Source organism: Caballeronia sp. GACF4, assembly GCF_023631025.1.
In the GTDB taxonomy this organism is placed as follows: domain Bacteria; phylum Pseudomonadota; class Gammaproteobacteria; order Burkholderiales; family Burkholderiaceae; genus Caballeronia.
In genome coordinates this window covers 203,121-222,787 of record NZ_JALQDW010000007.1, presented here as the reverse complement: position 1 = coordinate 222,787, position 19,667 = coordinate 203,121, and the positions used below count along the sequence as shown (strand labels likewise).

At 62.2% G+C, this 19,667-nt stretch carries 20 protein-coding genes and 1 tRNA gene; 11 read left to right on the top strand and 10 right to left on the bottom strand.

Annotated features, from left to right (window positions below):
• The first annotated feature begins 15 nt into the window (after window positions 1-15).
• Window positions 16-159 carry a hypothetical protein gene (locus tag NCR40_RS09205; protein ID WP_250509279.1) on the top strand — a complete coding sequence of 48 codons (144 nt, stop codon included), beginning with the start codon at window positions 16-18 and terminating at the stop codon, window positions 157-159.
• Window positions 160-197: 38 nt separating this feature from the next.
• Here NCR40_RS09205 and NCR40_RS09200 read toward each other — a convergent pair whose 3' ends face one another.
• The 3 genes from NCR40_RS09200 to NCR40_RS09190 form a co-directional block, all read right to left on the bottom strand.
• Window positions 198-518, bottom strand: a complete 321-nt coding sequence (locus NCR40_RS09200) for a hypothetical protein (RefSeq protein WP_370652024.1) — start codon at window positions 516-518, stop codon at window positions 198-200.
• A 28-nt stretch (window positions 519-546) separates the two neighbouring features.
• Window positions 547-1,233 carry a peptidoglycan DD-metalloendopeptidase family protein gene (locus tag NCR40_RS09195; RefSeq protein ID WP_250465238.1) on the bottom strand — a complete coding sequence of 229 codons (687 nt, stop codon included), beginning with the start codon at window positions 1,231-1,233 and terminating at the stop codon, window positions 547-549.
• A 113-nt stretch (window positions 1,234-1,346) separates the two neighbouring features.
• Window positions 1,347-2,249 (bottom strand): aldose epimerase family protein, encoded by a 903-nt coding sequence (locus tag NCR40_RS09190; RefSeq protein WP_250509278.1) that lies wholly within the window; start codon window positions 2,247-2,249, stop codon window positions 1,347-1,349.
• A gap of 565 nt (window positions 2,250-2,814) precedes the next feature.
• On the opposite strand from NCR40_RS09190, the gene NCR40_RS09185 reads away from it, so the two are divergent.
• Together NCR40_RS09185 and NCR40_RS09180 are read left to right on the top strand one after the other, a co-directional pair.
• Window positions 2,815-3,645 carry an undecaprenyl-diphosphate phosphatase gene (locus tag NCR40_RS09185; protein WP_250509277.1) on the top strand — a complete coding sequence of 277 codons (831 nt, stop codon included), beginning with the start codon at window positions 2,815-2,817 and terminating at the stop codon, window positions 3,643-3,645.
• 109 nt (window positions 3,646-3,754) lie between these two features.
• Window positions 3,755-3,831 (top strand) — tRNA-Arg (locus NCR40_RS09180).
• A gap of 155 nt (window positions 3,832-3,986) precedes the next feature.
• On the opposite strand, the gene NCR40_RS09175 is transcribed toward NCR40_RS09180, so the two are convergent.
• Complete coding sequence (locus tag NCR40_RS09175; RefSeq protein WP_250509276.1) at window positions 3,987-5,009, bottom strand: S1 family peptidase; 1,023 nt, start codon at window positions 5,007-5,009, stop codon at window positions 3,987-3,989.
• 871 nt (window positions 5,010-5,880) lie between these two features.
• On the opposite strand from NCR40_RS09175, the gene NCR40_RS09170 reads away from it, so the two are divergent.
• The 3 genes from NCR40_RS09170 to rpoD all read left to right on the top strand — a co-directional run bounded on the left by NCR40_RS09170 (window position 5,881) and on the right by rpoD (window position 8,661).
• Complete coding sequence (locus NCR40_RS09170; RefSeq protein ID WP_244825717.1) at window positions 5,881-6,162, top strand: hypothetical protein; 282 nt, start codon at window positions 5,881-5,883, stop codon at window positions 6,160-6,162.
• 119 nt (window positions 6,163-6,281) lie between these two features.
• The gene (locus NCR40_RS09165; protein WP_244825715.1) at window positions 6,282-6,497 is read left to right on the top strand and encodes a hypothetical protein; all 216 of its coding nucleotides are present in this window, start codon (window positions 6,282-6,284) and stop codon (window positions 6,495-6,497) included.
• A 103-nt stretch (window positions 6,498-6,600) separates the two neighbouring features.
• Entirely contained in the window at window positions 6,601-8,661 is a 2,061-nt protein-coding gene (gene rpoD / locus NCR40_RS09160) for an RNA polymerase sigma factor RpoD (RefSeq protein ID WP_250509275.1), read from the top strand.
• Between the two features lie 128 nt (window positions 8,662-8,789).
• On the opposite strand, the gene NCR40_RS09155 is transcribed toward rpoD, so the two are convergent.
• Window positions 8,790-9,833, bottom strand: a complete 1,044-nt coding sequence (locus tag NCR40_RS09155; protein ID WP_250509343.1) for an extracellular catalytic domain type 1 short-chain-length polyhydroxyalkanoate depolymerase — start codon at window positions 9,831-9,833, stop codon at window positions 8,790-8,792.
• A 38-nt stretch (window positions 9,834-9,871) separates the two neighbouring features.
• Complete coding sequence (locus tag NCR40_RS09150) at window positions 9,872-10,294, bottom strand: ribbon-helix-helix domain-containing protein (protein ID WP_244828079.1); 423 nt, start codon at window positions 10,292-10,294, stop codon at window positions 9,872-9,874.
• A gap of 368 nt (window positions 10,295-10,662) precedes the next feature.
• Between NCR40_RS09150 and NCR40_RS09145 the strand changes: the two genes are divergently transcribed.
• The gene (locus NCR40_RS09145; RefSeq protein ID WP_244825711.1) at window positions 10,663-11,118 is read left to right on the top strand and encodes a response regulator; all 456 of its coding nucleotides are present in this window, start codon (window positions 10,663-10,665) and stop codon (window positions 11,116-11,118) included.
• On the opposite strand, the gene NCR40_RS09140 is transcribed toward NCR40_RS09145, so the two are convergent.
• Both NCR40_RS09140 and NCR40_RS09135 read right to left on the bottom strand, forming a co-directional pair.
• Window positions 11,018-12,322 carry a cyanate transporter gene (locus tag NCR40_RS09140; RefSeq protein ID WP_250509274.1) on the bottom strand — a complete coding sequence of 435 codons (1,305 nt, stop codon included), beginning with the start codon at window positions 12,320-12,322 and terminating at the stop codon, window positions 11,018-11,020. The genes NCR40_RS09145 and NCR40_RS09140 overlap by 101 nt on opposite strands.
• Window positions 12,319-13,509 (bottom strand): amidohydrolase family protein, encoded by a 1,191-nt coding sequence (locus NCR40_RS09135; protein ID WP_250509273.1) that lies wholly within the window; start codon window positions 13,507-13,509, stop codon window positions 12,319-12,321. The genes NCR40_RS09140 and NCR40_RS09135 overlap by 4 nt, the downstream gene beginning before the upstream one ends.
• A gap of 130 nt (window positions 13,510-13,639) precedes the next feature.
• On the opposite strand from NCR40_RS09135, the gene NCR40_RS09130 reads away from it, so the two are divergent.
• Window positions 13,640-14,326: a GntR family transcriptional regulator gene (locus NCR40_RS09130; protein WP_250492607.1), complete on the top strand. Its 687-nt coding sequence runs from the start codon at window positions 13,640-13,642 to the stop codon at window positions 14,324-14,326.
• Window positions 14,327-14,372: 46 nt separating this feature from the next.
• Here NCR40_RS09130 and NCR40_RS09125 read toward each other — a convergent pair whose 3' ends face one another.
• Window positions 14,373-15,935, bottom strand: a complete 1,563-nt coding sequence (locus NCR40_RS09125) for an acid phosphatase (protein WP_250509272.1) — start codon at window positions 15,933-15,935, stop codon at window positions 14,373-14,375.
• Window positions 15,936-16,178: 243 nt separating this feature from the next.
• On the opposite strand from NCR40_RS09125, the gene NCR40_RS09120 reads away from it, so the two are divergent.
• The 3 genes from NCR40_RS09120 to NCR40_RS09110 all read left to right on the top strand — a co-directional run bounded on the left by NCR40_RS09120 (window position 16,179) and on the right by NCR40_RS09110 (window position 18,559).
• Window positions 16,179-17,522, top strand: a complete 1,344-nt coding sequence (locus NCR40_RS09120) for a cytochrome-c peroxidase (RefSeq protein ID WP_250509271.1) — start codon at window positions 16,179-16,181, stop codon at window positions 17,520-17,522.
• 152 nt (window positions 17,523-17,674) lie between these two features.
• Window positions 17,675-18,073 (top strand): RT0821/Lpp0805 family surface protein, encoded by a 399-nt coding sequence (locus NCR40_RS09115; RefSeq protein ID WP_244825701.1) that lies wholly within the window; start codon window positions 17,675-17,677, stop codon window positions 18,071-18,073.
• Between the two features lie 36 nt (window positions 18,074-18,109).
• Window positions 18,110-18,559, top strand: coding sequence for an NUDIX hydrolase (locus tag NCR40_RS09110; protein ID WP_250465229.1), 450 nt, complete (start codon window positions 18,110-18,112; stop codon window positions 18,557-18,559).
• Between the two features lie 2 nt (window positions 18,560-18,561).
• Here the strand turns inward: NCR40_RS09110 and NCR40_RS09105 are convergent, their stop codons facing one another.
• On the bottom strand, window positions 18,562-19,545 hold the full coding sequence (locus tag NCR40_RS09105; protein WP_244825699.1) for a transporter substrate-binding domain-containing protein: 984 nt from the start codon (window positions 19,543-19,545) through the stop codon (window positions 18,562-18,564).
• Between the last annotated feature and the right edge of the window lie 122 nt (window positions 19,546-19,667).

Genomic DNA, 19,667 nt, shown 5'->3' with positions numbered 1-19,667 from the left:
CATTCTGGTTTCGCCATGAATCTGCTGTCGGTTTTCGCTATCGTTGCTCCGCTCGCGCTTGCATTCCTCTTTGCGTTTGCCGCGCGTATCGATCCATTGTCCGGCCGCTGGCGAAAGAAAGCGCCGAAGCGCGATCGGACCAAGCCCGCGAGCGCGTGATGTTCCCTTGAGCGCTCACGCAGGCACGCATGCAAGCGTCACTGCTTGCAGCGGATCACCATCGAACGATTCTTGATGTTCGCGCCGAAGATACCCGCGACCGTGCCACCGGAAGTCGCGCCGTTGTCATTGTCCTTCGACACCACGTCGTATCCATATGCACCGCACACTTCGCCCGCTTGCTTGTAGCAGGCCGCCCAGCTCGTGCTCGCATCGCCGCCGCTGCAGTTGATGGCGAAGCCCGTGTCGCCGGATGGCAAGTAGGTCATGGTCGGGCCGTGGGCGCATCCGCCGAGCGCGCCGGTAAGCGCGAGAGCGGCAACGACTGCGCCCGGGTGGATTCTCTTCATCGAAATCATCGATCTTCCTCTTATGGTCCGTCTGCGTTCAACGCGACGGCAAGTAACGCGCCGGGTCCGTCGAGCGGCCCATGTAACGCACCTCGAAATGCAGCATGGTGCGGTCGCTGTCGGTATCGCCCATCTCGGCGATTTTCTGGCCCTGCTGCACGGTCTGGCCTTCCTTCACGAAGAGCGTCCTGTTGTGCGCGTAGGCGGTGAGGTAGTCCTCGTTATGCTTGACGATCAACATGTTGCCGTAGCCGCGCAAGCCGTTGCCCGCATAGACGACGCTGCCCGTCGCCGCGGCCACGATCGGCGTCCCCGCTGAATTGGCAATGTCGATGCCCTTCGAGTTGCTGCCGTTGAAGTTGCGGATGACGTCGCCTTGTGCGGGCCAGACGAGCGTGATGCCCGGTCCGGGCTTCGTCGCCGGTGCGGTGTCGGCGCTCTTCGGTGTGCTCGTGCTCGCCACGTTCGATGAAGCCGTCGCCGAGCCTTCCGGCGGCACCACGCGCAGCACTTGTCCGACTTCGATTGCATCGGGATTCGACAAGCTGTTCCAGCGCTTGAGATTGGCGACGGTGGTGCGATTGGCGCGCGCGATCTTCGTGACCGTATCGCCGCGCTCGACGCGATAGTAACCGGGCGCAACCGGACCGGAGCCGCAAGCGGAAAGCGTCACGACCGCCGCGACGAGCGATGTAAAAACGAACTGGCGGATTCTTTTATGCAAACCTGACCTCGTAAGGCGCCGCCGCGCGACGGGCGTTTGAAATTTTGCGCGGCGGATCGAAGGCAGGATTTTACCGTTTCGGGTTTCCCCTGACAGAAAGCCGTTTGCAACGTTTAGTCAGCGCGCGTGACGACGAGCCTGAGCAGCGCGGTCTCCGTTTTGCCCGGCGCGAGCCAGCGCAGGCCAAGACCGTTATGGATGGCATCGGGCAAGCCGATCCACGGCTCGACGCAATAGAAGTCCGATGTATCCGCCTCGGTCCAGGTCGTGACGGCAAACCACGGCACCGAATCGGGCTGATGCAGCTCGAAACTCACGGTGCGCTTCAGGCCCGGCATGTTCAGGCGCACGGGCTGATCGGAAGGACCCGTGAAGCAATGAAAGTTGTCGATGATGCTCGCGTCGCCCAGCGAGTAGCGCGGCGAGCCAGGCGTCGCCTCGCTGATCGCGCCACCGGCCAACTGATGCCGGCGCTCGGTGCGCGGCAGCTCCACGCTGCTTTGTGCCCGTTGATCGTGCGGCAGATGGAAATAGAAGTGATGTCCGGCGTAATAGGGCAGCGCCACTTCGCCGGGATTCGATGTCGTGAGTTCGACTTCGAGAGTCGTGGCATCGACGAGCCGGTACGCTGCCTCAAAGCGGAACGCGAACGGATAGCCTGCGCGCGTGGCGTCGCTGTCGACGAGCGTCATGCGCAGGCCGTGACCGTCGGCATCGCGCGTACAGGAGAACGGCAGGTCGCGCGCGAAGCCGTGTGTCGAGAGCGTGTGGACGACGCCGTCCTGATCGCGCCACTTGTTGATTTCGCCGTCGACGAAATGCCGGCCGAGAAACGGAAACAGCAGCGGATTGCCGCCGCGAATCTTGGGCGGATTGCTCCAGTCGGGCGCATCGGGCCAGTGGATGACGGGCTCGCCGTTCACTCGCCACGTCATGAGGCGGCCGCCGGCGCTCGGCGCGAGCAGGATTTCGGCGCCATCGCGCTCGATATAAATCACGTCTGGTTGAGATGACATGGTGCGAAGACGCTCCGGTGAAATGATGATCGCGCTGAAAACGGGCCTTGAAACCCCGACGATTCTGCCTTGCTTTGTCCTACGGAGAAACCCTTTGCGGGAAATTGCGACTGCCGTCTCATCTGACGATGTGTTGTTATAGCAACCGAATGTTGGAAATCAGACGGACAGGGAGTCACCATGGATCTGGCGATGGCAATGGGCGTCGCGATGTTCGGCCTCTTCGGCGCGAGCACGGCAATCTTTCTTTATAAGCTGAAGGGCTGAGCAGCGCGCCGGCTGCTCGTCGAGGTTCTTTCGGCTTGATTCGATATCGCTTTCTTATAAATTACTGATTGATTCGGTTTCGCTGACGTTTATAGATCGGTGACGCCTGTCGCACGCGTTTGTACGTTTTCCGCTTGGCGGTCCAACTACGGCTGTGCATAATCGGTCCCGACTTGCGCGCCGCACCATTTCCTCATCCCCTTCGATCTTCGTCTCGCCGCCTTCGGCCTTGCGCTTTGGAGCGAGGAAAGCACTCCGCGGCGCGTCTTCCTTCCTCTTTCATGAAAAGGACCGACGCGTGACTCTCTGGTTTCTTATTTTTCTGAGCGTGCTGCAGGGCGTGACCGAACTCTTTCCGGTCAGTAGCCTTGGACATACGCTGCTCGTTCCCGGCTTGATCGGCATGCATATCGACAAGCACGCGCCGCAACTGCTGTCGTTTCTCGTCGCCTTGCATCTCGGCACCGCGCTCGCGTTGCTGTGGTACTTCCGCAAGCGCTGGGTCGCGCTGATCGGCGGCTGGTTCGCTTCGCTCGGCGGTCGCCGCAACGACGACGGTCACATGATGTGGGCGCTCATCATCGGCACCATTCCGACGGGCATCGTCGGGCTGTTGCTCGAAAAGCGGCTCGAAGCGCTGTTTCACGATCTGCGTATCGTGGCGGCCGCGTTGATCGTCAATGGCGTGTTGCTGTGGTTCGGCGACAAGCTGCAACGCGCCCGTGCAGCACGCGCGCCTGAAAAGCTCACGTTCAAGCAGGCGTTTCTGGTGGGTCTTGCGCAGATCGGCGCGCTGATTCCCGGCTTCTCGCGCAGCGGTCTCACGATCATCGCGGGTGTCGGCGCCGGCCTGACGGCTGAAGCGGCGGCGGAGTTTTCGTTTCTGCTTGGCACGCCGATCATCTTCGCGGCCGGCGTGCTCGAATTGCCGAAGCTCTTTCACGCGCCCGGTCAGCTTTTCGATGCGTTGCTCGGCGGCGTGCTGACGGGTATCGCGGCTTATCTGAGCGTGCGTTTCCTGATGCGTTATTTCGAAGGTCACGGCAAGCTGGCATCGTTCGGCGTGTATTGCGTGATCGCCGGCATCTTCTTCTTCGGATGGTTCATGATGCATCCGCAGCCGTTGTAATCAAGTCTGGCCGCGCCGCTTGCAGATTGAGGTAAAATCCTCGCTCTCTTGGGTGTGGCCGGTCTCGCTTGGCCTGCCACGCGCCCATGTCTCAAGTGGTTCCTCGTAACCGCCCTTAGCTCAGCTGGATAGAGCAACGGCCTTCTAAGCCGTAGGTCACACGTTCGAGTCGTGTAGGGCGGGCCAGAATCAGCGGTTGTTCCGAAGCGCGTTCAGGCGCATCTTTTTGCAAATCGTTCCGCCGTATTTTCGACGACCATTCGCTGTGTTCGTCGCACTCGCCAAGCGTGAACTTCGTCATCCGCTGCGAGCGGAATGATTACTTGGCGATCCGAATCGAGTCATGTCTTTTCGGCTGGTTCCTTCGCCACGCGCGGATGATCGCTCGTCAGTGTCATCAGAATGTCCGAGTACCACGCGCTGTTGAGACCGAGGCTTTCATCGGCGTGGACGTCTCTTGTTCCCATGTCGATGGTCGATGAATGAATGCCGAGCAACACCCACGGCAAGCTCGCACCCGTGCTCGTGTTCGCCATCGACGGATTGCTCATGACCACAGGCGCGCCGCTCGTTCCGCGATGCGTGCGTGCATCCGTGATGAAGCATCCCTTGCCCTGAAAGCGCAGGCCGAATGCCGACGCGATAATGCCTTGCCGCACCACCGGCAAATGATGCAGCGAGTCGTGAAAACCAAGCGGGAAGCCGACGATCAGCACGGACGCGCCCGTTGGCATGACATCTTCGGGCGAGGGAAGATGCTCCGGCCCGAACGCCTCGAACACCGCCGTTACGGGCAACCGGTCGCGACGAATCTCCAGCACGGCGACGTCGATCGCGCCGCCGTCGTCCGACCCATCGCGCCAGAGACTCACGCTCTGTGCATACAACGGCAGGTTGAACCACGTCGATGCACCGAGGTTGTCGCGGTCTGTGTGCAATTCGATCTCGATACGATCGGGAAAATGCTGGCTCGGTTTATCGGTGACGACGTGACGGCTCGTGACGAGAAACAGGCGCTGATCGCGAGCAAAGAAAAAGCCACTCGCATTCGTTAGATGACGCTCTTGCACGAACGTGCGGACCCGGGCCGCAGTAAGGAGCAGCGCTTCGGCCGCGGGCTTGAACGTGGCGGGCTTATCGGGTTGCTCGCGCGGAATCATTCTCCCGACGAGTTCAAGCAAAGCGTCACGCTGCGGCGCGGCTTCACCCGAAGACAAAAACGCATCCAGCGATAACTCGGATACGCGTCCTCCCGATGCGGCATTCGGCACATGTCGAACCACGGGCATTTTGTCCGCGCCGGTATGCAACAGCCATTTATCGCCGTTCGGGCTTACATAGAGTTCGATGGAGTCGGTATTCATCAGAGTCGGGACGGCGTGATGTGATCGAATGGCGCTTTGCGTTTCTTGCCGCGCGTTTGCAAGCAAGCGTGAAGAAAACATCGGCGCCACGCATCAGCGATGTGAACTCGGGACAAGTCGAAATACCGCGTCGATATCATCAGTACTCCCCGATTATCCTGTCGACCGTTCAAGCCGAGAAAGAGACGCGCATTCAAGGGGAGGGCAGAAAGCTGCAAAGGCGCGCGGGCAAAAGATAAATTCGAAGCGTGTCCAGCCGACGATACGCAGTCAATTCGGCAGGGTCAAGACATTTCGGGCGGCTGCTTCGCGGCTATTGGCCGGGGCAAAAAGTCGATAGCGGCTTGTCCCGCGCTTTCGGCGATGAGACAAGACGAGCCGCGCGTGATCGCTGCCGCACTACCCGGGCGCACTCGAGTTGCCGCTGTGCTTGATCCGCAAACTCACGTCATACAAGTCTTTCGCAAACGAACGTCAGCGCCATATGTATTTCGAAGCCGCGACACCGGAAGATGCGGAACATGACGCGCTTTCGGTCGGGTGAGTTCGCGCGCTTTTTGGCGGGGTGCGCGATGCAGGTCGCGCGATGATAGACAGATAAGATCATTGAACGCCGGTACTGAAACTTTCGCTGTACAAAATCACTAAAGCGCGTAGGATGGGCTTGGCCGATTGAGTCGCGACTTTGTGTGAAAACCGCATACGTTGCTCTCACGGTGGGCCCTGACGGGATCGGCCTATTATCGGAGACCGTGCAATGCGGTCAGTCGTTGCGGTCAGTTGCATAGACGTCGCCGACATCGCGAACAGCGCCGATATTGCTCCACGCTCCATCATTGATATGCCGCCCACGGCGGCGCGAGGTCATCCCATGACAGTTGAATTCCGCCTATATCGCGGCCTTGAAATTTATCCGCTCGTTTTCTCGCATAGGCCCGCAGATTCCGGTCATGGTCATAACTACGACGAGGGATTCGACGCCGCCGTGCGCATTCAGGAACCGCAAGTCGAGACTGGCGTGGCGCGCAGTCGTGTTTTCAGGCTTAGCATGGACGAGCCTTTTCAAAGCGCGGGTGACGCGCGCCGCGCATCGACTGCTTATGCGGAACAGATGATCGATCAATGTCCGCAAGACAGAACGTTCTTCGACTGAATGATCGATCGAGCAGATCGGGAGACGTCGCGCCTGCATGATTTTTCCCTAAGCCTGAATGTGCTTTAGCTAAGAGCTGTGATGCCAGGGCGCCTCACGGCAATCAACCAGGAGACGCCATGGAGATTACGCGAGCCCGCTTTCGCATCGACCCGACACCGCGCAGGGCCGACGGAGAATATATGGCGCATGCGCGAATCATCACCACCAACGCGGACGGCAGCGAATCCGATGTCCTATCGAGCGGCGATCTCGCTGGCTTCGACTCGCGTGACGATGCAGTCGCCTTCGCTAAAAAGTGGGCGCAAGACTGGCTCGACGCTCGCTTCGGCTAGTGTCCGCATCGGGTCTATCGAAACCCCGTGATTCCGTCTGCGCAGGCCTTCGTGCCTCTGGCTAACGTCTCACATCGCCAAGCATGCTTGCAGCGGAGAAAGAATGGCCAGTTTCAATCAGGAAGACGCGACGAAAGACCTGCCTGAAAATCCCATCAGGACGATGCGGAAAGCGCGCGCCTCACGCGTGCGCAAGGGCAAGCCGGCGCTTGCCGTCGTTTCGGCGGCTGCCTACGCCGAAGCCGCACAAGACGACACGCGGCAGCGTGAAATACGCGCGCTCATCCAGATGGGCAAGGATCAGGGCTTCGTCACGCATGCGCAGATCAACGACCATCTTCCCGGCGACTTCGCGCAGAAAGCCGCGCGAGAAGCCATTGCTCGAACCTTCAACGACATGGGCGTCGCGGTCTTTGAACAGGCGCCCGACACCGAACCCCTGCTTCTGAACGACGCGACCGCCGTCGCCATGCTCGAGGACCACTCCGACGAGGATGTCGAAGTCGCCTTGTCGACGGTGGATTCCGAGTTCGGCCGCACGACCGATCCCGTGCGCATGTATATGCGCGAGATGGGCGCGAAGCAATTGCTGACGCGCGCGGCGGAGATCGAGATTGCGCGGCGTATCGAAGACAGTCTTCACGAGATGATCCAGGCAATTGCAGCGTGCCCCGCGACCATCTCGCTGATCCTTGCCAGCGCGGCGCAGGTCGAGGCGGGCACGCTGTCGATCGATGAATTCGTCGATGGCATCGACGACAAGGACGATGCGGACGCAATGCCGTTCGCGCAGGCGCCCAATGAGTCCAATGAGTCCAATGCGTCCAATGCGTCCAATGCGTCCAATGCGTCCAATGCGTCCAATGCGTCCAATGCGCCCAATGAGTCCAGTGAGCCCAACGCACCGAGCGATGCCGACGAAGAAACCAGTCTCGAAGACTCCGACCGCGCCGAGCAGGAAAGGCTGAGTCGGCTCACGAACGACAGCCTGGCCATCTTTGCGCGTGTCGAAAAATCCTTCGACCGCATGGCTGTTGATGCAATCCAAAGCCCGCTTGCAGATACGAGCATCCGCACCGAACTCGCGCGCATTCGTTTTACCAATCGGACCGTGGATCGGCTTTGTGCCGACATGCAGCAGCGAGTCGCGCAAGTTCGCATGGTCGAGCGGCGCATATCGTCCATTGCGATCGATTATTGCGGCATGCCGCGCGAGCAATTCGTGGCGTCGTTTCCCGGTCATGAAACCGATCTCGAGTGGACCGCCAATACGGCTGCGGCAGCGAACTCGCATGAGTACGGCGCGTCGCTCTACCGCAGTCTTCCGGCCATCCAGACCGAGCAGCACAAGCTGATCGAGCTTGAATCGAGCGCCGCGATGCCGTTGCAAAGGCTCAAGCAAACCAGCCGTCAGATGCTCGCGGCCGAGTCGCGCATGAGACGCGCGAAGGCCGAGATGATCGAGGCCAATTTGCGCCTCGTCATTTCGATTGCCAAGAAATACGTGAACCGGGGCGTGCACTTTCTAGACCTGATTCAGGAAGGCAATATCGGTCTGATGAAAGCCGTCGACAAGTTCGAATATCGGCGTGGCTGGAAGTTTTCGACTTATGCGACGTGGTGGGTTCGGCAGTCGGTCACGCGCGCGCTCGCGGATCAGGCGCGCACCATTCGCGTTCCGGTGCACATGGTCGAAACCATCAACAGGCTCAATCGCATTTCACGCGAGATCATGCAGCAGACCGGACGGCCCGCGCAGCCTGCGGTGCTCGCCGAACGCATGGAGTTGCCGAAGGAGAGAATCAGCGGTATCCAGAAGATCGCGTTGCATCTCATCTCGCTGGAAACGCCTGCAAGCGATGACGCCGACGCCACGCTCGGCGACATGATCGAGGACACGAACGCGCAATCGCCGCTCGATGCCGCCGTGCACGCGGACATGCGCGCCGCCATCGACGACGCGCTCAACGCGCTTTCGCCACGCGAGGCGCGTGTGCTGCGCATGCGCTTTGGAATAGACACGGTATCCGAATTCACGCTGGGCGAACTGGGCTCGCATCTGGGCGTATCGCGCGAGCGCGTTCGCCAGATAGAAAGCCAGGCCATACGCAAGCTGATGCATCCCCGCCGCGCCGACAAGCTGCGCTCGTTTCTCGACCTCTGAAACGTCAAGGACATGTGTCGAGGCAAAGCGATTGGTTCAAGCCCCGCCAGCGACGTCATGATTCTCGTCGCGGCAAAGACCCGAATCCGAACCGCGCGGACTGCGCCGCCCGAACCGTTGCGCGGCGATCAACTCCTCGGATGCGCGAGGAAGAAACGCAGCATCTCGGCGCTAGCGTCAGGTCCGGCCGGATCGGTGTAGGTTCCGCGCGTGCTGCCGCCTGACCATGCGTGCGGCGCGCCGTGAATGGTCCATAACTCCGCGATTTTCCCGTTTGCCGACTTCAAGCGCTGGACCGTGTATTTGCGTGCGCCGGCCATGCCGTCGTGCATCTCGCGGTCGGAACCGCTTGCGGTGAAATCGTCGACGAGCTTGTGGGCGTTGGCGTAATTCACCGTGGCATCGGCATCGCCGTGAAAGACGATCAACGGGCACTGCGCTCCGCCTCCCGCGCGCTGGTTCGCGGCGTTGCCCTGACCGCCGCGCATTGCTGCGAGCGCGGACGGCAGATCGTGCGCGGCACCCACGGGAAGGCCGGAGTGCACGCCCGCCGCTGCATAGAGATCCGGATAGCGCTGCGCCATGATCGCCGCCATTGCGCCGCCGGCGGACAAGCCCGCGACGTAGACGCGTTTCGGGTCCACGCGATGACTCGCCATGACTTCACGCGTGATTCCCGCGATGATCGACGGTTCGCCGCCGTCGCGTTGCTGATCCGACGACTTGAACCAGTTCCAGCACTTCGACGGATTCGCGCTTTGCGGCTGAACCGGATAGACGACGATGCAGTTGTGCGCGTCGGCAAGCGCGTTCATTTGCGTGCCGGCCGCGAAGTCGTCGGCGTTTTGCGTACAGCCGTGCAGCATGACGATGAGCGGCAACGGCTCATCGCGATAACCGGCCGGCACATAGAGTTTGTAGTCGCGCTGACCGGCCGCGCCCGTGAAGCGCCGCGTGCTGAAGTGTCCGCGATCTTCGGCGTCCGGTGCAGAGGCGGGCGCTGGTTGCGGCGGTGCCTTGACGAAAGCATCCGATGCGTCAGACGCGTGCGTTGCGTGCGTGGCGCCGCGCATCGCGCGCTTGACGACCTCGACGGCGCCGCTGCTGTCGCTATTGCGAAAGCGTTCGAACGCCTCTTTCATGGAGTCGAGAAATCCTTCGTTCAGTTTCATCATGGTTTCCGTAGTCGTTTCCGGCCTGCATCGGCAGGTCAGCGGATTCGATCTGCAAGCGCCGCTTTCACAGCCGGCGATGCGTGCAGCGCACCGCGAACCAGTATCGATTCGATGGTGGCAAGGGCAAGTTCCGGGGAGACGTCGGCGGCAATGCTGGCAAGACCCAGTACCTGAATTTTGAGCCTTTCATTGGCCGCGCGCACCGCTTCCAGATCCTGCTTCGAGAAGTATTGAAGTCCCAGCACGAGGGCGCGCCGCGTCGCCGTTTCCTTGACGACCACGGCATGCACCGAGAGCTGGTTGCGGATAGCCGTACGGATCAGATCCGTGCGGTTCGAATAGAAACCTTCTTCCACGAGCAGATCGATTTGGCCGAGATCCACCGGGCCAAGATTGATCGTGATTTTTTCCGTTTCGCCGCCTTTGGAACGTGCGGCATCCAAGATTTGCCTCGCCATGAATTCGTTTCTTCCATCCTTTGACCATCCATATGGATGGTTATAGGCTGGTTTAGAGAGCACGTCAAGAAAAAGCGATATGTGCTTTTTCGCCCGATTAGCGCGAATTAGTCAGACATTTCAGCGGTTTTGCGCGCGGGGTCGGCATTCGTTCTGGCCCGCTTCCTGCCCTATGTTTTCTCACGTTGCTTCACCGCGCCGACGAACGCCCCACGGGCCAAGGCTCCGGCTGAAATTGGCTGGCTTTGGCTGGATTAACCGGTTCGTACAACACTTGCGCTGCACACCCAGGATGCATTTGCGCCCCAACATGGCGCATTGGATGCACCGCGTGTGCGGCTGGCAAACCTGTGTCGCCAGAGGATGACGTGAATAATCGAGCATACGAAACCAGTCCAGCTCAGTGCTCGCTTTGGAATCGCAAGAAGCTGCGGGTGCGGCCGGATGCGCGGCGCGTGCTCGTCGCGTACGCGGAGCGGGCGCTCGGCATATCGCTCGTGTCGTTGTTCGAGCTGAAGGGATTTCCGACGCAGCTTGCCATCGATGCGACATCGCTCAAGGGCATCGTCGAGGAGTGGCGGCCGCATTTGGTCTTCTTGGATACGCGCATCGGTGGCTGCGCCAACTATGCACTCGTGCGCGAAGTGCGCCGTCAGGACGACGACGCGGGCCGCCTGATCATCGCGATGAGCAGCTTTCTTCCCGAAGAGCCGCTCGGGCGTCTCAAGGAAGCGGGCTACGACGGGCATTGCCGCCGCCCGTGCCCCGTGTGGCAGATGACGGATCTGCTCGACGAATACTTCGCGTGCCACGCGGTGCGTTGAAGTCCGCACGCTGACGCTGCATCGCGCGCGCATAGCTCAGCGGGCCGAACACGGCATTGAGCGCGATCATCGCGATGAGGCTCGCCGCGAGCATGGCCCACGACATCGCGAAGCCGCCGCTTGCGTCGCGCACGATGCCGGCAATCACCGGCGCTGCCGCCGCGATCACGAAGCCCACGCCCTGCACGAACGCGACGAGACGCGCGGCGAGTTCGGGGTCGTCGGCGTGATCGAGCGTCAATACGAGCGTGAGCGAAAACACGCCGCCGAGTCCCGCGCCGAGCAACGCCACGACCAGAACGGGCAACGCGAGCGGCGCGTACAGCAGCAAGCCGAATCCCGCGAGTTGAGCGGCAAGGCCGGCTGCGATCCACGCGCGCCGGTCGCGAGCGCGTCCGAAGCGAGCGGCCGCCATCGGCAAGAGCAGCGCGGACGACGCCTGAAACACCGTGAGCAACGCGAGCAGCGTGCCGCTTTCGCGGACGCCCTGACCGAGTTGTTGATAGTACGCGGGCAACCAAGCGACAAGACTCGTATAGCCGCCGTTGACGAGCCCGAAAAACACGCCGAGCGCCCACGCGCGACGATTCGAAAAGAGCGAAGGCTTAGAAGTCGTATCGCGTGTGACGGCGGGACGAGGCAAGGCATCCGCGCGCATCAGAAGCAGCCACAACGCGAGCGCGATGAGCGCGGGTATCGCCCAGACAGCGAGACCTGTTTGCCAGCTTGCGAGCGCGGCCACGTTGGGCGTGATGCTCGCGCCGAGTCCGCCGCCCGCCATGATCGATGCGGAGTAGAGGCCCATCGCAAAGGGCAGGCGCGCGGCGAAGCGCGTTTTCATGACACCGGGCAGAAGCGCCTGAATGACCGCGACGCCCGTGCCCGCGACCGCCGCGCTTGCGATCAACGCCGCCGCTTCGCCCGCGAAAACACGCGCCGCGCACGCCGCGACGATCGCCACGAGCCCGATAGCCACGCCACGCGCATTGCCGATAGCCCGGGTCAGCGCGCTCGCCCCGAATGCGCAGACGCCCATGGCGACCACGGGCAGGCCGGTGAGCAGTGAAGCGCCACGAAACGACAAGCCGGTGGCGGGCAGGATCACGTTCATCAGCGGACTGATCGACGTGAGCAGCGGCCGCAGATTCAAACCGATTGCGACGATCACCGCCAGCCATACAAGGTTCGATGCGCGTGCTTTCATCGCGTGAAGTCCGCGGGAATGATCGTGCCGTTCGACATCACGAAGCGGCGAGCGGGGCGCATGGCGACGGCCTGCGCGACCGTTTCGGCATCGACGAGCACGAGGTCCGCGCGCATGCCCGCGGCAAGGCCATAATCCGCGAAGCCGCAACCGCGTGCCGCTTCGCTCGATACGCATGCGAAGGCTGCGGCGAGATCGTCGTCGCGGCGCAGGTCGAAACGCATCGCGATGAGCATCGCGCGTTCGAGCATGTCGGGCGAGCCGAAGGGCGTCCATGTATCGCGGATGCCGTCGTTGCCGCCGAAGAGCGTCACGCCCGCCGCGCGCGCCTCGCGAAACGGCGGAACGGCCACGGAGGCGGGCGCCGTGGTGAGCAGCGCCACATTCAGGCGCGCGATGCGTTCGAGCAACGCGTGGCGCCGCGCATCGGGCAACTGGCCCAGACAAAACGCGTGACTCACCACGACGCGCCCCTCGAAGCCAAGCGCCTTTACGCGATCGAGCAGCAGATCGAAGGTGAAGGCGCCGAGATCGCCGGGTTCGTGCAGGTGAATGTCGATCGGCTTGTCGTGCTTCGTGGCGAGCGCGAAGGTGATGTCGAGCGAGAGAGCGGGATCGCCGTCGATGGCTGCCGGGTCGAGCGCGCCGAGCACGTCCGCGCCGCTTCGCAATGCGGTATCGAGCAGCTCGCGCGTGCCCGCGCGCGTCGTCACACCGGATTGCGGGAACGCGACGATCTGCATGTCGAGCACATCGGCGAGCGCGGCGCGCGTGGCGGCGACCCCTTCCAGATGACGCAGGCCGGCGTCGGTATCGATATCGACGTGGGTGCGAATGCGCGTCGTGCCCTGACGCAGAAATGCCAGCGCGAGCGCGCGCGACGCTTCGGCCGCATCGTGACCGCTCTCGGCGCGCCAGCGCCGCTCGTTCTCGATGCGATCGACAAGACGCGGCCCCACCGCATTGCGATACCACGGCATGCCCCACGTGGTCTTGTCGAGATGCGTGTGGCCTTCGACGAAGCCAGGCAGCAGCAACATGCCCGCGCCGTCGACGACCGTATCGCTCGCGGCAGGCGTCTTTTCGCCATGCGGCGCGATGGAGTCGATGGTGCGCGCGCGCACGCAGACGTCCACGGAATCGCCGCCGAACGGCCGTGCGCCGATAATCCAGATTGCCGGTTTCATACCCGAGAGCCTCCTGTTTGGTTGACCATATTAGCAAATATTGGTCAACCAAAATCGCGGCATCGCTGATAACCCGTATTTGCCGGGCACTCGCTACAATGCGGATCAACAACAAGCACCGCACGCATTCATGGCATCGCAAAAGGACATTTCACCGGAAGAGCGCGTCTACGGCGCGGTCGCTTCCGCGCTCTTGCAGGGCAAGCTCGCGCCGGGCGCGCAACTCGTCGAGCGCGAACTCGCGGCGGCGTTCGACTGCACGCGCGGCGCCGTTCGCAAGGCGCTCGCGCGGCTTGGCGCGGAAGGCAAGCTCACGCTCGAAGTCAATCGCGGCGCGTTCGTGCCGTCGCCTTCCGTCGATGATATTCGCGAGGTCTATCGTGCGCGGCAAGTGGTGGAGGCGGGCATCGTGGCGAGCCTGTGCGGCGCGCTCAAGACGCCGCAAAAGCGTGCGTTGCGTGCGCATGTGAAGAGCGAGCAGCGCGCGCTCAAAACCGGCGTCGTGGAAGAATGCGTGCGGCTCGCGGGACAGTTCCATCTGCTGCTTGCGCAGCTCGCGGGCACGCCGGAAGTCGAGGCGTTTCTCGCGCGGCTCGTCGCCAGGACGGAGCTGTATAAAGCGTTGTTCGATCCGTCGAAGGTGTCGAATTGCGCATCCGACGAACACGGGCGTCTCGTCGATGCGCTTGAAGCCGGCGATCTGCACACCGCGCTTGCCGTCATGCGCGAGCATATCGATGAACTCGAGGCGCGTGTGCTGACCGAGGCGGGCGGCCAGCGCAGCAGCGATCTGGCGTCGCTTTTCGCGGGCGCATGAAAAACGGGCCGCAAGAGGCGGCCCGCCGGTCAAGCTCGGAGACTTATCACTGCGAGAAGTTCATCGCGTTCGTCAGGTCGCCCATTGCGGGCGCGCCGTTCGCCTTCAACGCGGCATCGCGCGAAGCCAGACCCGGCAACGTCGGCAGCGAGAAACGCTTCGTGATGAAGCGCAGGATCGACGTCGTGTCGTATTGCGTGTGATCGACGAAACCCTTCTTCGCATACGGCGAGACGATGAGCGCCGGAATGCGCGTGCCCGGACCCCAGCGGTCACCCTTCGGCGGCGCGACGTGATCCCAGAAGCCGCCGTTTTCGTCGTACGTCACGACCACGACCATGTTCTTCCACTGCGGACTGTTCTGCAGATGCGTGATCAAGTCGGCGATGTGTTGATCGCCCGAGGCCACGTCCGTATAACCCGCGTGCTCGTTCAGGTTGCCCTGCGGCTTGTAGAACGAGACTTGCGGCAAGGTGCCCGCGTCGATCGCCTTGATGAACTCCGTTCCGTTCGTGCCGCCGTCGAGCAAATGCTGCGCGCGGTTGGTCGAACCCGGCGCGAGATCGGCGAAGTAGTTGAACGGCTGATGATGCGTCTGGAAGTTCGGCACCGAATTCACCGAGCCGCCGATCACCGAACGGCTCGCCAGCGCCGCGCCCCACGAACCGCCATACCATGCCCAGCTGATGCCCGCGTTGTTCAGCAGGTCGCCGATATGCTGCTGCGTCTGCGGCGGCAGCGTCGTCGCGGCGTTCGGGTCGGCAAGCGTCGGATCGCCACCCGTCGGCGGCGTGTTGCCGCTCGGCTGATACGGCGGCTGCATTGTGTTGATCGCGTAGAAGTCGGGCGTCAGATTGCCCGAGTTGACGAACTTCGGAATGCCCGTGAGCGCCGAGGCCGGCGAGTTCGACGCCAGCGTGAGCGACACGCCATCCACGTTCACCGCCGAGATCGACGCCTTCGCCACGCTCTTGTCGGCGTTCGGATAAACCGGCGTACACGCGCAAACCAGCCACTGGTGATTCAGGAACGAACCGCCGAACGCGCCCATGAAGAAGTTGTCGGCGAGCGTGTATTGCTGCGCGACTTTCCACAGCGGCAGCTTTTGCGGCGGCGTGCTGTAGTGACCCATCACCATGCCGCCCGAATCCGCCCATGCGGCGAACTTGTCGTTCTTGCCGCCGTCGATCTGCATCTGGTTTTCATAGAAGCGGTGATACAGGTCGCGCGTCGTGAGCGAGAGCGGCGTGTTGAAGCCCGCCGGATCGTCGATGGCGAAAGGCGCGTTCGGCAGATTCGCCGTCATCGCCTCGGTGACGGCAGGCGTCACGCCCGTTGCCGTCAGACCCGTCCAGATCTTCGGCAGGGTCGGCAGCACGCTGCCGTCGCGGTCGAGCTGCTGCGCGCTTGCCGCCGTCACGCTCTGCAAGCCGTTCGCGCCGGGGAAGCTGCCGTAGAGGTTATCGAAGCTGCGGTTTTCCGCGTAGATGACCACGACGTTTTTCACCGACGAGATGTCGTTGTCGTGGTGGTCGTCGCCGCCGCATGCGTATAAGCCGATTGCCAGCGCCGATGCGAGCGGCACTGCGCAAACGAGTTTCTTGTTCATCGAGGTCTCTCTTGTGTTGGGGAGCCGGCGCCGAATGCAGGCGACTTCGGCAAACGCCTTCAAGTGCCTTTTAGTGCCGGCGTGCGAAGTGTGACCACGATCAATTACGCGAACATGTAATAACGCTTTCGAATGCGTAAGGTTGGTGAAATAACCATCATGCGTGGCCCTCCGTATGACGGCGTCGGCGCTTGTCACATGAGAGACACATGAGCGTCATACCCTGCGGCATCTTTCAATTTCATGCGTCCGCAATCCATGCCTTCGATGCGTCTGCCGTTCGTTTTATGTTCCCTGTTGCTGGCCGCCTCATCCGTCGCGTTGAGCGGATGCGATTCCCACGCAGCCGATCTGGCAACGGCTCCGGCACAAGCCGCGCCATCGAAAGGGCAGTCGCGCGCGGAGGTTTTCGCGCAAGTGAAGGCAATGCAGACGGTCGGCGAGAAGCTCTTCATGGACCCGTCGCTGTCAGGCTCCGGCAAGCTCGCGTGTGCGTCCTGTCATAGTCCGAGTCATGCTTTCGGTCCGCCTAACGCGTTCTCCGTGCAGCTGGGCGGCAGCGATATGCATCGGCCTGGCTTTCGGGCGGTGCCGTCGCTCAAGTACTTGCAGTCCGTGCCGCAATTCGCCGAGCACTTCCACGATTCCGACGACGAAGGCGACGAAAGTGTCGATGCCGGCCCGACCGGCGGGCTGACGTGGGACGGCCGCGTGGACCATGGCGCGGACCAGGCGCGCATTCCGCTGCTGTCGTCGTTCGAGATGGGCAGCACGCCCGCGAAGGTCGCGGCGGCGGTCCGGGCGGCGCCGTATGCGGACGATGTCCGCCGCGCGTTCGGTGCGAGCGTATTCGATAGCGACGACCGTCTGTTCGCCTCCGTGCTGAGTTCGCTGGAAGCGTTCGAGCAGACGCCGCAGAAGTTCTTCCCCTACACGAGCAAGTTCGACGCATTCCTTGCCGGCCGCGCAAAGCTCAACGACGCCGAGATGCACGGCCTGCAGCTCTTCAACGACGAGAGCAAGGGCAATTGCGCGGCGTGTCATATCAGCCAGCGCGCGAAGGACGGCACACCGCCGCAGTTCAGCGACTTCGGCCTGATCGCCATCGGCGTGCCGCGCAATCGCGCATTGCCGATCAACAAGAATCCGAACTTTCACGATCTGGGCGCATGCGGACCCGAGCGCACCGATCTGAAGGGCCGCGACGAGTTCTGCGGACTCTTTCGCACGCCGTCGCTGCGCAACGTGGCGACGCGCAAGACCTTCTTCCACAACGGCATCTATCATTCGCTCGATGAAGTCGTGCGCTTCTATGTCGAGCGCGATACGAACCCGGAGAAGTTCTATCCGGTCTCGAAGAAGGGCGCGGTGCAAAAGTTCGACGATTTGCCGCGCAAGTACTGGGAGAACGTGAATACCGAGGCGCCGTTCGATCGCAAGCGCGGCGACAAGCCCGCACTCGACGAAGCCGAGATCAAGGACGTGGTCGCCTTCCTCGGCACGCTCACCGACGGCTACGATCCCGCCACCGACAAGAATTCGCAAAAGGGCACGGCGATCCAGGACATGAAGGCGGCATCGAACTAAAGCCCGCGATATAGCCCGCAAGGCGGCCGATCGCCTTGTGTCATGCTATCCTCGTTGCGGCCCTCAAAGGCCCGAGCGCGCGCTTTGCCGCCGCTCGTCATACGCGCCTCGTCTACGGCGCCGTATCGAACGCATTGCAACGAGGAGAATCTATGCCGATCGAATATCGACCGCTGGCGCGCGCCTGCATCCGGACATTGACGGCCACCGTGCTCGTCGCCGCGAGCGCTTCGGCGTTTGCGGCCAATCTCGGTTTTCTGAACAACACGCCCATCACCTACATGAAGCAGCGCGACTTGCAGGCGCTCAACCGCGCCGCGCAGACCGCGCTCGAAACCAAGAAAGACGGCGAATCGCTCGACTGGGACAACAAGGACGCGGGCAATACCGTGCCGGTCCACGGCACCATCACGCCGCGCGAGACCTTCGAAGACGCCGGTCTCAAGTGCCGCAAGGTCGAGATCGTGGCCATTGCGAAGGGGCAGACGCAGACCTGGACGCCGTCTGCCTGCAAGCAGGCGAGCGGCAAGTGGCAACTCAAGAAGCAATGACGTGCGGGTTTGCATGTTGAACGGAGCCGTCGCGCGATGACCGCCCGTACCGTATCGTGCGGCGTGGTGATCCTGAACCCGCGGGGCGACGTGCTCCTGTGCCACGCGACCGAAACCACGCATTGGGACGTGCCGAAAGGACAGGGCGATCCCGGCGAGGCGCCTATCGACGCGGCCTTGCGCGAGTTGCGCGAGGAGACGGGCATCGTGCTGCCGGCCGCGCGTCTCAAAGACCTCGGACGCTTTGTGTATCGTCGCGACAAGGACTTGCATCTCTTCGCCGTGCGCGTGAGCGACGACGAAGTGAAGCTCGAAGACTGCGTGTGCGAATCGTATTTTCCGCGCTACAGCGACGGCACCATGATTCCCGAGATGGACGGCTATCGCTGGGTCAGTCCCGCCGACGTGGACAGCTTCGCGAGCCGCAGCCTCGCGAAGCTCTTTCAAACCACGCTGTCATTGGCCGAACTGCATGACACACTCTGAATTCATTCGGCGAGATGGTCGGTCGGATTGGCGAACAGCGCTTTCATGTCCGCCGATAACGGAAACTGCAGATTGATGCCGTCCGGCGGTATGGGCTGCATGAACCAGGTGTCGTAGAGCTTCTTCGCTTCGCCCGAGCGCTGCATGCCGGCGATCACATCGTCGACGATGCGTTTGAACTCGGGATCGCCCTTGCGCATCATGCAGCCGTACGATTCATTGGAAAGCGATTCGCCCGTCACCATGTAGTCGCGGCGCGCCGCGCCTTCCTGCGCGATCTTGCCGTAGAGCAGCGGGTCGTCCATCACGAAGGCGACTGCGCGGTCGCTCTTGAGCGCCTGAAATGCCTCGGCATGATCGCGCGCACTGATGATACGCAGATTCAGCTTGCGCTCGATGCTCATCTCCCGCAGCAGCCGTTCGTCCGACGTGCCTGCCGTGGTGGAGACGGTCTTGCCCGCGAGATCGTCGTAATCGCGAATGCCCGATTTGCGCTTCACGACCATGCGAATGCCGTACAGAAAGAAACTGTTGGAAAACGCGACCAGCGGATCGCGCTCGGCCAGATGCGCGGTGCTGCCGCATTCCAGATCGACCTGATTGTTCACCACGTAGGAGATGCGGTTCGACGAGGTCACGACCACGTTCTTCACCGTGAGATTCGGCATGTTGAGCCGGCGCTTCACTTCATCGACGACTTTGAGCGCAATGTCGTAGGAGTAGCCGACCGGCTGCTGCTTGTTCAGATAAGAAAACGGCACCGACGATTCACGCGCGCCCAGGACGATCGCGCCGTTCTCGGCGATCTTGCGCAGCGTGGCCGAAGGCGGAAGCTGATCGACGGCGGCCTGCGCGGAAGCGAGCTCTTTCGCCGTGGCGGCCCATGCCGGAGAGCAGAAAGACAGCGCGGCGGACGTCGCGATGCAAACGTTTCCGACAATGACCCGGAACGCGCCCGCTCGCGGCGCGCTTGAGTACTGCTTCATGGATGTCCTCGCTGGAAGCGCGTGTTGCTGGCCCTCTGTTTGTCTTGTTCGCACCGCGGATGCGGGACCGGACGCCGCCTCTTGCGTGCGGCGCCCGTTACTCTGCAACTAGAATGGCGACG

Excerpts from the sequence above, each read along its gene's own strand:
- NCR40_RS09190 (WP_250509278.1), bottom strand. The coding sequence starts at position 2,249 with ATGTCATCTCAACCAGACGTGATTTATATCGAGCGCGATGGCGCCGAA.
- NCR40_RS09140 (WP_250509274.1), bottom strand. The coding sequence starts at position 12,322 with ATGAAAGCACGCGCATCGAACCTTGTATGGCTGGCGGTGATCGTCGCA.
- NCR40_RS09200 (WP_370652024.1), bottom strand. The coding sequence starts at position 518 with ATGATTTCGATGAAGAGAATCCACCCGGGCGCAGTCGTTGCCGCTCTC.
- NCR40_RS09120 (WP_250509271.1), top strand. The coding sequence starts at position 16,179 with ATGCGTCCGCAATCCATGCCTTCGATGCGTCTGCCGTTCGTTTTATGT.
- NCR40_RS09150 (WP_244828079.1), bottom strand. The coding sequence starts at position 10,294 with ATGGCGAGGCAAATCTTGGATGCCGCACGTTCCAAAGGCGGCGAAACG.
- NCR40_RS09125 (WP_250509272.1), bottom strand. The coding sequence starts at position 15,935 with ATGAACAAGAAACTCGTTTGCGCAGTGCCGCTCGCATCGGCGCTGGCA.
- NCR40_RS09175 (WP_250509276.1), bottom strand. The coding sequence starts at position 5,009 with ATGAATACCGACTCCATCGAACTCTATGTAAGCCCGAACGGCGATAAA.
- rpoD (WP_250509275.1), top strand. The coding sequence starts at position 6,601 with ATGGCCAGTTTCAATCAGGAAGACGCGACGAAAGACCTGCCTGAAAAT.
- NCR40_RS09205 (WP_250509279.1), top strand. The coding sequence starts at position 16 with ATGAATCTGCTGTCGGTTTTCGCTATCGTTGCTCCGCTCGCGCTTGCA.
- NCR40_RS09130 (WP_250492607.1), top strand. The coding sequence starts at position 13,640 with ATGGCATCGCAAAAGGACATTTCACCGGAAGAGCGCGTCTACGGCGCG.
- NCR40_RS09170 (WP_244825717.1), top strand. The coding sequence starts at position 5,881 with ATGACAGTTGAATTCCGCCTATATCGCGGCCTTGAAATTTATCCGCTC.
- NCR40_RS09110 (WP_250465229.1), top strand. The coding sequence starts at position 18,110 with ATGACCGCCCGTACCGTATCGTGCGGCGTGGTGATCCTGAACCCGCGG.
- NCR40_RS09155 (WP_250509343.1), bottom strand. The coding sequence starts at position 9,833 with ATGAAACTGAACGAAGGATTTCTCGACTCCATGAAAGAGGCGTTCGAA.
- NCR40_RS09135 (WP_250509273.1), bottom strand. The coding sequence starts at position 13,509 with ATGAAACCGGCAATCTGGATTATCGGCGCACGGCCGTTCGGCGGCGAT.
- NCR40_RS09165 (WP_244825715.1), top strand. The coding sequence starts at position 6,282 with ATGGAGATTACGCGAGCCCGCTTTCGCATCGACCCGACACCGCGCAGG.
- NCR40_RS09105 (WP_244825699.1), bottom strand. The coding sequence starts at position 19,545 with ATGAAGCAGTACTCAAGCGCGCCGCGAGCGGGCGCGTTCCGGGTCATT.
- NCR40_RS09115 (WP_244825701.1), top strand. The coding sequence starts at position 17,675 with ATGCCGATCGAATATCGACCGCTGGCGCGCGCCTGCATCCGGACATTG.